The sequence below is a fragment of the bacterium genome (assembly GCA_026398675.1).
In the GTDB taxonomy this organism is placed as follows: domain Bacteria; phylum RBG-13-66-14; class RBG-13-66-14; order RBG-13-66-14; family RBG-13-66-14; genus RBG-13-66-14.
Genome location: JAPLSK010000181.1, coordinates 1 through 11,899, shown reverse-complemented (window position 1 = coordinate 11,899; position 11,899 = coordinate 1). Strand labels below are relative to the sequence as shown.

8 protein-coding genes are annotated in these 11,899 nt (G+C 62.4%); all 8 read right to left on the bottom strand.

Annotation, left to right across the window (positions count from 1 at the left end; genetic code table 11):
- The coding region (locus NTW26_05960; GenBank protein MCX7021805.1) for a hypothetical protein at window positions 1–1,953 on the bottom strand (1,953 nt) is incomplete at its 3' end.
- A gap of 91 nt (window positions 1,954–2,044) precedes the next feature.
- Window positions 2,045–2,467 (bottom strand): SoxR reducing system RseC family protein, encoded by a 423-nt coding sequence (locus NTW26_05955; GenBank protein ID MCX7021804.1) that lies wholly within the window; start codon window positions 2,465–2,467, stop codon window positions 2,045–2,047.
- 19 nt (window positions 2,468–2,486) lie between these two features.
- Window positions 2,487–5,516, bottom strand: a complete 3,030-nt coding sequence (locus tag NTW26_05950; GenBank protein ID MCX7021803.1) for an N-6 DNA methylase — start codon at window positions 5,514–5,516, stop codon at window positions 2,487–2,489.
- A gap of 83 nt (window positions 5,517–5,599) precedes the next feature.
- Window positions 5,600–6,907 carry a hypothetical protein gene (locus tag NTW26_05945; protein ID MCX7021802.1) on the bottom strand — a complete coding sequence of 436 codons (1,308 nt, stop codon included), beginning with the start codon at window positions 6,905–6,907 and terminating at the stop codon, window positions 5,600–5,602.
- Between the two features lie 37 nt (window positions 6,908–6,944).
- Window positions 6,945–7,829 (bottom strand): orotidine-5'-phosphate decarboxylase, encoded by an 885-nt coding sequence (pyrF, locus tag NTW26_05940; protein MCX7021801.1) that lies wholly within the window; start codon window positions 7,827–7,829, stop codon window positions 6,945–6,947.
- Between the two features lie 104 nt (window positions 7,830–7,933).
- Entirely contained in the window at window positions 7,934–9,259 is a 1,326-nt protein-coding gene (locus NTW26_05935; protein ID MCX7021800.1) for a TolC family protein, read from the bottom strand.
- Window positions 9,260–9,337: 78 nt separating this feature from the next.
- Window positions 9,338–11,020 carry a cytochrome c biogenesis protein CcsA gene (ccsA, locus tag NTW26_05930; GenBank protein ID MCX7021799.1) on the bottom strand — a complete coding sequence of 561 codons (1,683 nt, stop codon included), beginning with the start codon at window positions 11,018–11,020 and terminating at the stop codon, window positions 9,338–9,340.
- The coding region (locus NTW26_05925) for a cytochrome c biogenesis protein ResB (GenBank protein MCX7021798.1) at window positions 11,017–11,899 on the bottom strand (883 nt) is incomplete at its 5' end. The genes ccsA and NTW26_05925, both read right to left, overlap by 4 nt.

Sequence of the window (11,899 nt, the reverse complement as noted above, 5' to 3'; positions counted from 1 at the left end):
TGACAGCAGCCCGTCGTGGACTTGGGCGCCCACCATCACCTCGGTGGAGGCCGGGTCGCCCGGCTCGAAGGCGTTCGGCGGCTCCACCGACGCCCGCCCCTCCTGGTGGCGGTAGGTGTAGGCGAGCCCCACGGGGTCGGGCCAGCTCACGCCGGTCCCCAGCTCCCACAGCCGTCGCCACCACCCCCGCGGCGCGGCCAGGCCGGGCTTGGCCGTGTCGCGCCGCTCGGGCTCGCCGGTCAGCCACAACCACGACCCGGTCAGGGAGAGCTCCGGCCCCCGACCGAAGCCGTAGGCGACCTCCCCCGACACCCCCTCCCGCAGGTATCTCCCCTCGGGGTCGTAGCCCCAGCGCCGGTGCAGCTCGGGGTCGTCCTCGGCCGCGGTGAGAGCCCGGAAGCCCGGCTCGTGGCGCTCCCCGCCCAGGCTCAGCGTCAAGGCGTCGGTGTCCAGGGGCAGCCGCCACTCTAACTCCCCGTGACCGGCCAGGGCCGCGTTGTCATCGTCGTCCAATTCGGAGAAGAGGTTCTGGTCGTAGTCCGAGAGGGCCAGCTCCCCGGTCAGGCGGAAGTCCTCCCACCGCAGGAGGTCCCCGCCGAAAACCGCCAGCCGGTGACGGCTCGGGGCGGGGATGGTCCAGATCCGACGCCGGTACGCCCCGCCCGGCGAGGGCTGGAAGGAGTACTGGCCGGTCCGGGGGTCGTAAACCAGGTCGTAGTCGCCCTCTCCGTCGCCCACATACTCGAAGGCGTCGGGGCCGGAGAGGGGGCGGCTCACCGGCCGGTCCCCCGCCCGGGAGAGCATGTCGCGGTCGGCGTCGGTCAGGCCCCACAGGTCGGACGCGGGGTCGTCGCCCTCGTGATAATAGGCCAGGAAGAGGTCGCCGGGGCCGATGCCCAGGCGGAATCGCCCGCCGTAGAAGTCGCGGCGGTAGCCGAGGGAGGAGTAGCTGAAGCGGACCAGAACCTCGTCCGAGGCGTGGAGGGCCAGGGCGGGGTTGAAGGTCACCGTGCCCAGGGAGTAGTCCACGGTGTAGTCCGCGCCCAGCCCGCGGGAAAGGCGCACCCCGTTGAGGTACACCTCCTCACTCCCGGCGACCAGTACCAGGTTCGTCTCGCCCGAGTCGCCCAGGAGCTGGTATGGACCGCACACGCCGGGGGTGGGGTTGAAGCGGTTGGCGGCGGCCTGGCCCTTCGCCCGGCTCACCGCCCCCCAGAGACCCCACCCCGTGTAGTCGAGGTTGAGCTGCACACCCTCGAACCGACGCTCGCCCGGTCCGTACCGGTCCGTCCCCGGTTCGCCCTCGCCGCGCGTGTAGTAGTCGCCCAGGTCCAAGCGCATGTGATCGGTCCAGGCCGAGAGCCGCACCTCGTCCAACTCCTCCAGCTCGGCGCTCGTCCCCTCCACGCTCACCGGGAGGTCGGAGTCGGAGAGGACACCTTCGAGGTAGAGCCCGGAGGCGAGCTCCCCGGAGAGGGCCACGTCGAGAGACTGAACGACGCCCAGCCCCTGGCCGCTCGTGAGCCGGAGACCGACCCCCTTGGAACCGGAGATTTTCACGCGGTCGCCGGCACCCACGTAGTCGGACGGGCGCTCGAAGAGGTTCCGCGGCTCGGTGGACGTCGGGGCCTCGCCCAGGGGCAGGTAGCGGTAGGCGACGGTGAGGACGGTCCCGGCCCGGGGTGGGCCGGCGAGAATTACGAGGACCCCCGCGGTGTAGTCCATCCGGTAGTCGGCGAGGGGCTCGAGCGGCGCGCCGTCGCGCAGCACACTCTCGCTGCCGGCCAGAATCAGCCGGTGGGGGAGCCGGAACTGGGCGGTCATCCCATCGGCGGTGAGCTGCACCTCCACCCGGGGAAGGGCCTCGTAGCTCTCGGCCAGCTCCGACGCTCCCGCGGGGTGAACGATGAAAAAGAGGAAGATGAGGAAAAGACGCCGTCCTGCAGGGGCCAAAACGGCGCGGGGGGAGGAAATTCTTTGCGGGAATAAGCGGACGGCCGCACCTCCGTGGACCCGGCGTCCGGCGCGGACCGGATGGGACCCGTCAGGCGGGTGGCTCCACGCGCTCCACGACCCGCACGAGGGGGGTCTTGGAGTTCCGGGCAATGCGAATGGCCGGAAAGAAGGAGAGAACCAGGAGTACGGCCCCGCCCGCGACGCCGAGGGCGGTCTGCCCGGCGGTTCCCTGACCGACGAAGACCGCCGTCAGGGCGTAACCGGCGACGAAGGCGACTACGGGCAGGAGGAACACCAGGGCGGAGAGGCCGACCATCCTCTTCGGCTCTATCTCTATCCGGACGCACTCCCCCTCGTCCGCGCCCGCGGCGTTGTCGGCGACGAGGATGTTCTTTCCGTCACCGGCGAGGCTCGCGCAGATTTTGCACTCGCCGCAGTCCTCTCCGGGGGTGACCTCCACCTCGACCCGGCCCCCGTCGAGACGCCGTAAAACGCGACCGGTCTCGATCATGACCCATCCCTACTAAAGTTCACCGTGGAGCTTGAACCGCTTTCACTATTTCAATCTCTTCTGGGGTTAACCCATAGAGATCGTAAACTAGCTCATTGATCTGCTTGTCGATAGCGTCGCATTTGTCTTTGTAGTATGTTTTATCTTTCTCTGTTTGCGCAGTTGACCATTCTTTCTTTGCTATCAGCATCCGCTCAACAAGCACAACTAAACGGTCGTGCATTACCTTGTCATCTTTGTTGTCGAAGTCTATAGTTCGGATGGGAAGTTGTTTTATAATACTTGGTTTTACTTGTGCTAAAACACGACCTGACTCTAAAGCTAATAGACGGTATATGAAAACGAATAATTTTGAGTTTAGGATAGCCATCAGATATTTTGAATTGATACATTTCCTAACACCAAAAATATATAGCCCATCTGTAACAAAGGTTTGTTTAGAATCCAGTGCAACGATAATCTCATCCTCAGTTATTACACCAACGAATTTTTCTTCCTTTAAAAAAATTCGTTTTTTCCTTGGCCTATGCAGTGAATATAAGGGGTGTTTTTTTTGCTGAACCTCGACACAGGTCACTTGATTCTTAAATTGGTCAATGTAATGGCAAATATGTGGTAACTTATTAAAATCTTCGTTGCGGTCAGTATATATCACCCAGAGATCGGGGTAATCTATATAGTAACGCTTAACGTGTTGCCCCCCCGTCATTGTTTTCTTCAATTTCTTTACTTCTAGCTTATATTTTTGCATATTGGTACTGTCAACAATAAAGGCCTCTTTTAAGTCTGGACTCACACCCCGTTGGATTCCATCCTCATCGACATAATCCTGAAGTAATAAATGCGGGCTATCTTTTACTTTAGTCCAAATGTTATAGTAAGATGGATTCTCTGTAATAAATAAATACCACGGGATTTTCTCTAACACTTCCTGTTGCACTTTTTCTTTTATAGAAACATCCAAGAGAGATGAAGCTTTCTCACTTTTGGGAAGATGTGAAAAATTTCCAATTTCAACAACATTCTTGAGTATTTTCGGCTTAGCTAGAATAATAATTGATGCTGGCCTTGTCACTTTCACGAACACATCCCCCATATTGAACAATGATTTGATATTGAAACCAGCAAGCATAAATTTTCTTAAATTCATATTATCGATTTGGTACAATACCACATCAGGTAAAATCATGCCAAAGTACCCCCGCGAAGTTAGTTTAAGGCAACCCTGATGGACAAAATACATAAATGAATCAATCATCCTAACGATTATATCCTTGTTTTTTTGTCTGAGATACTCTAGTTCTGGTTCGGAAAATTCTGCCCCCCAAGGTGGATTACCAATCACTAAATCAAAGCCTCCCTGCGCCATAATATTTGGGAATTTATCTTTATAGTTCATGGGGTTGAGCTTGCACTCCTCTTTGGGGGTAAAAAGACGGCCCTCCAATATATCTGTGCCAATGAGCGAGTTACCACAGACGATGTTACTCTTGAGGTCAGGCAACATGGTTTCCTTGAACAGATTCCGCTCCTCATCGAGTTCATCCTTACGGGTGTCCTCCAAAGCCTTAAGTGAAAGAGAAAATCGAGTAACCTCTACCGCTTGCTGGTCTATGTCAACACCAAAAATGTTGTTGCTAAGAATTTTTCTTTTGAGTTTTGCTGTAAGTCGAATAGTCCCATTGGCATCCCGATAGGCTGCTTCGCGGGCCGGTTTGGTTTTTGTTGCATAGAAGGCTTTATGCCAATCTATTAAAGCGTTGTATGCACCGAGAAGGAAACTACCGGAGCCACAGGCGGGGTCGAGAATCTTCAACTTCTCTACATCTTCGGGAGTCTTACAATCGGCAAGCAACCTGCCCACAGTATGTTCGACAATGTAATCCACGATGTATGAGGGCGTGTAGTAGACGCCCTTGGCTTTTTTAACCTCTGGCTTTTCTTCAATCTTTACCTGATGGTCTGTCGTGCGGACAACATTGCCAAGAAAACGTTCGTAGATCGTTCCAAGGATTTCGACTGGAAGATAACTGAGGTCATAGGGCGAATGATTGGGATCGAGTTCACGAATGATGTCTCGAACAACACGATTGGATGTGACTACTGCTTCCAGTTCCGGTCGGGGTGCGAACACACTACCATTATAGAAGCGATCCAGCCGGTCGAATAGCGGTTTTGCCGCGATAAACCAGTCGCGGTCGTTTTCATCCAATCCATTCTTTTCTACGCACTCACCTAGTTTTGCAAGATAGTCATCGTCAATATCCCTATCAGATATTGCTTTGATGAACATAATTCTGTCAATGATAAGTTGGACAGCCCCGGTAATGACCTCCCCGGTAAGGCTAGGGCAGCACTTCTTCATATCTTTGGCTAACCGTATTCTCCAGCCGGTCTTTTCGTGGTCGAGCTTGTCGAGAAATCCCTTGTCAGGGGCAACGCGGTTAGCCTTTGCTTGTTCTGGAGATAAGTAACATGACCACAATCCAGTCTTTCGGTCACGGCTAGCCTCAAGCATGTTGTTTCGTTCAAACAATTTCCAAAGCTGGTCAAACTGGTTCACATAGTCATTATAGCGCCAATCCAGTACACGGAAGTTGTTGACTGCTTCTTGTTCCTTTGCCTCGAAAGTGCAGTCGAGAAGAATAAATTCCTGAAAATCCGTCAAGACTCCGAAGTCCACTTTATGTTGCGTGGGGTTATTTTGTGTAGCGTAGGCGTACTTGTAAACTTGCCACTGCCACCTGGGGTCATGCATGCTGTACTTGACCATCTTTGCATCCATTAAACACAGATGTTGCCCATTTAGCTGCAAACGATAGTCCGGCCTCTTGCCCTTCTTGTCCGTGTCTTGGAGTACGAACTCCCAATTTGCAGGTGATAAACCTTCATTCTCCGTATTCCAATTTAGAGCACTGAATAGCGGACGGATGTAGTTCTCCTCAATTTGAGCCTCAGCTGTATCTTGTAGCAAGGTCTCATTATCGGCAAAGGTATCGACTAATTTCTTTATTTTGTCGAAAGCTTGTTGTTTTGAGTATGTCTGCATATGTGTGGTTCCTTAACTAGCGACCGGTTGTACCAAATGGATCGAAGGGGTACAACTTTGTTTGCGGGTCGGTTCCCGCCGGTTCAGAAGCCCGCCGTGACCCGGAACCAGCCGGATATCTCCCGGCTCTCGTCCGGATCGCCGCCGGTGACGTCGTAGAGCGCCACCGCCCACTGCCGGTACAGCCCGCCCAGGGTGAACTCGAGCTCGACCGACTCCGTTTCCACCGACCATACGACCCGGGGGGTGGCGAAGATGGAGATGTCGAGGGTGTCGTCGCCCGGGGTTTCGGAGATGTCCTGTCCCGAGATGGAGGGTTCGGTATATCCGCCACCCAGCGCGAGCCGCAGGTTGTCGGTGACCTGGAAATCGGCCTCGGCGTAAACCTCGTAGGCCAGGGTCGAGGAGACGAGCTCTCCGATGCCGTAGGCGTCAATGACGTCTATGCCGTCGGGGTCGTTGGACTTCCAGTAATCCACCAGACCGGCCACGTAGGCCTCGAACCATCCGAGGCGGAACACGAGCTCCGGGTAGAGGAAGAGGTGGCTCCCCCCGGTCAGGTTGAACGCGGTGACCGACGGGTCCACATCGGCGTAAGAGGTGTAGGCCAGGGTGAGGTGGTACCCGAGCTGCTCTCCGGCCCCCCCGTCCAGGGTCATCCCCAGCGCCAGGGTCTGGAGGAGGTCGTAACGGGTCACCGGCTCTTTGTCCAGCTGCAGCTCGCGGTAGCTCCAGGTGCCGGGCATGTAGTTCGCGCGCACGCCGGGAGCCCGGGAGGCGTACTGGGCGAAGAAGAGGTTGCGCACGTTGTAAGGCTTGGAATCGGCCGCCGCGTGAAGCGCCACGCTCACCGTCTCGTCGGCGTAGCCCAGCGTCAGGGCGAAGAGGGAGTTGTCGGAAGGCTCGTCCGTCCTCCCCACCCCGGCGGTGAAGCGGTAGTAGAGACCGCCGAAGTCGCGATCCAGGCTCAACCCCAGCGGCCGGGCGCCGTAAATGCGCGGCTCGGGATAGAGCCCGCCGAGCTCGGCGTTGTACCGGCCGCCGTCGCCTAGGGCGACGTAATGGGCCCCGGCCCGCAGTTCACCGACCGGCGGCAGCTCCACCCCGGCGGTCACATCGTAGAGCCCAAGGTCCACTGTGGGGTCTACGACGTCGTCCAGGTCCACGGTGAGGACCGCCCGCAGGTCGCCCAGGTCCTCCCACGAGAGGGAGGGCCGGAGGTGAAGGGCGCCGAAATAGAGGCCGTCGCCGTCGCCCGCGTAGTCGGCGTAATCCAGTTGGCCCCGGGTGAAGTCCGAGCCGAAAATGGCGTAGAGGTCCGCCGAGAGGTCGGGGCCCCCCGCCGGGGCGAGGGAAACGCATAGAAGGGTCAGGAAAATTGTCGCTCGCATTAATCCTCCGTCCGCCGGAAAGGCTTGGGGGTTTTTTTTAAAAGGAACCCGAGGCGGAGTTCAGTTCGTCTCTCATCGTCCGGGCCGCCTCGGCGGCGGCCTCGCGCCAGTCGCCCCCGGTTTTCTCGAAGGCGAAGATGATGCCCCGGCTGGAGTTGACGAGGTTCGCCCCGGTAAGGGCGAAGGCGACGTCCGCGGCGCCCGCCCCCTGGGCTCCATACCCCGGCAGGAGGAGCGGCGTGTCAGGGAGGAGTTCCGCCCCCGCCCGCAGCTCGTCGGGGTAGGTGGCGCCGAAAACCGCGCCCACCGTCCCTGGGTAGGCCGTGCTCCAGCGGGCAATCAGCCCGGCGACGCCGCGCCAGAGAGGCTCGCCGTTTTTCAGCTCCAGGTCCTGCAAATCACGCGCTCCAGGGTTGCTGGTGCGCGCGAGGAGGTAGACCCCCCTCCCGCCGGCGGCCGCCTCCACGAGGAACGGCTCCACGGCGTCGGAGCCCAGGTAGGGGTTGACGGTCAGGGCGTCCACGGGCCAGGGGGCCTCGGGGCCGAGGAAGGCGCCGGCGTAGGCCCGGGCGGTGGAGCCGATGTCGCCCCGCTTGGCGTCGCCGATGACCAGGAGCCCCAGCCTGCGGGCGTGGTGGACGACGTCCACCAGGGCGGCCAGGGCGGCGGGACCGGCCTCCTCGAAGAAGGCGAGCTGCGGCTTGACCGCCGCGGCGTGGGGCGCGACCGCCTCGATTATCCCGCGGCAGAAGAGGCGGTAGGCCTCGGCCCGGGCTATGGTGGAGGCGCCCCCGGCCCGGTCCTCCACCGATCGGCGGAGCTCCTCGGGGAGACGGTCGTAGCGGGGGTCGAGACCCACGCAGACGCGGCTCCCCTTCTCCCCGACGGCCTGCAGCAGTCTATCGCGGTAAGTGGCGGTCATGTTTTTCCGTGACGCCCAGCGAGGGGATGGCGGTTTTACTTGGACGGGTTTTTAAACCGTTCCGGTGAGAATCCTCGAAACGATTGACCGACCGGCCCCGGCGTTCAGGGGACCACGCCCAGGAGGCGGTCCAGATTGTAACAGGCCAGGGCGTAGCCCGCTCGGGCGTCGGCCAGGGCGGTCTCGGCGGATGAGAGGTTGGCCTCGGCCTCGAGGGCGGCCAACACCGTCCCGGAGCCCAGCTCGAGCTTGCGCTGGGCCAGCTCCAGGTCGCCCTTCGCCCGCTCGTAGCTCGTTTTGGCCACCCCGACGCTCTCCCGGCCGGCGTCAATCTCCGAGAGGGCCAGCCGGAGCTGCAGCTCCAGTTGTCGTGTCGTGTCGCGCCGCGCCAGGCGGGCCCGGAGGTCGTCCAGCCTCGCCGCGGCCCGCCGGGCCTCGGTGGCGAAGTTGTCGAAGGGCGTCCAGGTCAGGTACGCCCCGAGGGTGAAGTTGTAGTTCTCGGCGAGGGGGTCTTGGAGCAGAGGCGTGTCCTCGGACCAGGAGTACGCGCCCCGAAGGGCGAGCTGGGGCCAGTAGTTGGACGACGCGGCCCCGGCGCGGGCGGCGGCTTCGGCCGCGCCTTCCTCGGCCAGGCGCATCTCGGGGGAGCCGCTCCGAAGCAGTTCCAGCGCCTCATCGAGGCTCCCCACGCGGGGCGAAACCTCCAGGGTCTCGGTTATATCTATCTCCTCGAAAACCTCCAGGCCGCAGATGAAGGCCAGGTTGGCGGCGGCCACCCGGGCAGAGTTGCGGGCCTCGATGACCCGCAGGGCGGCGGCGTCGTCGGCGGCCTGGGCCTTCAGCGCGTCGGCGTCGGAGATGGAGCCGACCTCGGCCAGGGCCCGAGAGAAGCGGAGCTGCTCCTCGGCCGTATCCAGCGAGCGCTCGGCGGAGGCCAACAGCGCGTTGGCCCGGTAGAGATTAACGTAGGCGCTGCGGGCGTCGTAGGCCACCCGAGCCTTGACGGCGTCCACGTTGGCGTCGGCCGCGGCCTGGGCGTGGTTGGCGGCGGTTATGCCCCCGTAATCCTCGCCCCCCCGGAAGAGGTAGAGGGTGGCGTTGGCGCCCAAACTGAGGCGGTTGTCCACCGACTCCGGAACCTGGAGCTCGTAGTCCAGCCCCAAGTTCTCATCGGAGAAGGACATGGTGCTGGGCCCGGTCCAATTCCGCAAGTAGCCGCCGGTGAAGCCGAGGAGCGGCATGTAAGACCCCCAGGCGGCGAGGGTCGCGGCCTGGGCCGCCTCGTAGGAGGATTCGGCCTCAAAGACCCGCCGGTCGGAGGCCAACGCCAGCTCCACCGCCTCGCCCACGCCCAGGGGGGTCGCCCCCCGAACCACCGGGACAACCGACAGAAGCAGCAGAACGGCGATCGTCGAAAATCGAAAGGCCATGCCCGATCCCCGAGTTAAAAAAGGACCGTCAACCCGTGTCCGGTTATTGTACCAAAGATGAGCTTCCACCGGCAGCGCTCAGGCGTAGGAGTGCAGACCGGCGATGAAGAGGTTGCTCAAGAGGTTGAACACCGCCGCCAGGAAGGGGGCCAGCGCCAGCCACACCATGGGCCTTCCCTTCCAGCCCTTCACCAGCCGCCCGTGGAGGAAGAGGATCAGGACGAGCCAGACGAAAAGGGCCAGCGTTTCCTTGGGGTCCCAGCTCCACCAGGCGCCCCAGGCCTCCTCGGCCCAGATCATCCCCGCCACCAGCCCGCCGGCGGTGTAGAAGGGGAAGGCGGCCAGGAGGCTCCGGTACGTCCGCTCCTCGAGGATGCCGAGGGAGGGCAGGCGCCCCGGCAGCTCGGGATTGGCGGTGTACGACTTGACCAGGTACAGGATGGCGAATAGGAAACCCATCCCCAGGAACCCCTCGCCCACGGCCACCAGCCCGACGTGGATGGTCATCCAGACGGACTTCAGCGCCGGCATGAGCTGCTGGACAACCCGTTGGTCGGCGATGGAGGTGAGCGCAAGCATGCCGAAGACCAGGGCCATGACCCCCAGGCCGGTGTAGTGGGCGTCGCGCCGGAGAGCGTAGATCAAGAACGCCCCGACCAGACACCAGGACAGAAGGGCCATGAACTCGAACATGCCCGAGGTGGGGGAGTGCCCGGCGATGAACCAACGCAGGACCAGATATGCGGTGTGCGCCACGAACCCGAGGCCCGCCGCGCCGATCCCCAGCCAGGCGATGCGCGGCCGCTTGAAAGCGAGGGCCAGGACGAACAACAGGGCGGCGAAGGCGTAGGCGTAGTGCGCCCAGTCGTAGAGCGGCAGCCGGTGGAAAGTGGCGTAGATTGCGCGGTAATCCTTGTCGGGGTAACCGCCGCGCCAGGCGTTGGCCTGCTCCAGCCTGGCCGTGAAAGCGTCCAGGGCTTTACGGGTGAGCCCCGGATCCCCGGTCCGCGCCGTTGCGCCGAGCTCACGCGCCAGACCGTAGAGGGCGGCCTTATCGTCCAGGTTTGCCTGGGCCGTGTCCACCGCCCGCTCGAGCTCCACGTCCCCCGACGAAACGGCCGCCTCGAGGGAGGACCGGGAGGCGCCCAGGAGCGCGGAGTCGGCCCCGCCCTCCAGATTGAACCAGACGTAGTCGTGGGCCGAGATCGGGGCGAGCCAAAAGAGCTGGATCAGGGTCGCCGATTCGGCCAGCCCACCGACACGCCGGCGCAGGTCGCGGACGTACCGGTTCAGGGCGTCGTCGTCGGAGGTCGCGGCGAGCCCGCCGAGCGCGTCGAGAACATCCTGGGCCTCCACCGGGCTGACGAATCCCCCGAAACCGGAGAGCTCCAGTTTCCCGACCCGGTCGGCGGTTTCCCCGACGAGCTCGGGGAGGGGCGGGAGGTGAAACACCGACTCGGAGTCGGCGCCGCCGGTCAGAAACCAGAGGGTCAGGCGCACCGCGTCGAGCTCCGCCGCCGGGTGGTCCGGTGCGCACCCCTCCAGGAGAAGCCCCTGAACGTACACGGCGAAGGAGAGAAAAACCTCCTCGTTGCCGGTGGCCTTGAGGCCCAACTCCTCGATCTGGGGGGACATGGATACATCGAGCCAGAGGCTGGGGCTGTCGGCGCCGGGATCGCGGTCCGGCAGGCGGGGCGTGTCGCCGGGCGGCATGGCGGACACGGCCGTCACCAGGAGGAAGATGGGGAGGAGCCGCCTCACAACGGACCACCCCCCTCCGGGTTGAGCAGCTTGCGCAGCTCGCTCTCGGGCAGTCGGCGGGTCTTTAGCGCCAGGGTCCTGTCCTCCACGCGCAGCCAAAGGCGTCGCCAGGGCACGGCGAACACCAGGCAGCCGCCCAGAACGACGAGAATCGCCGCCGCCCAGAAGAGGAAGAGTCCCGGGTCGCGTTTTACTTCCAGCCCCGTTATCGGCTCCGAGTCCGCGTTCATATAACCGACGGCGAGCCCGGACCCCAGCGCAAAGATGTTTCCCCCGTCGGCGGCCACGGGCGCCGGGAGAATCAGCTCCCCCGCCGGGGTGGTCAGCTTCAGGCCGCGGGGGGGCGCCATCTCGAGGAGGGCGGAGGTCCCGTCGGGCAGGCTGAACCAGGTCCCCTCGAGACCCTCGGATGGTTCTCCGGGGTAGAGCCGGTAGGAGTGAACGCCCTCGGGCAACGCGGGCTCCTGCAAGTGGCTCCAACGGACGCTGCCCAGCTCGACCCTCACCCCGGCGGCGGTCAGCTTCGGGTCGAGGTACTCGGGGTGCAGCCGGTAAACCAGCGCGTTCTCCGCCACCCGCTCGTCCCCGACGTAGAGGTCCAGGCGTACCGCCGGGTTCGGCTCGGGGTTGGCGTCCGAATCCGCCCCCGTCTCCGGCTCGAGAAGATGGCTCGGGTAGTAGCCGCGCACCGCCACGGACCAGGGCGTGTCGGGGTAGGGGGACGGCTCGTCGGTGATATCCAGCGTGACGAAGCCGGTTCCCTCCGCCACCGCCGCCACATCCAGGGGCGTCAGGCGGAGCTCCAGCGATTCGATGATGAGGGGCGCACCCTCGTAGGCCGCCCGTTCTTTGGCGTAGGACGCGATGTCCCCGCGGCCG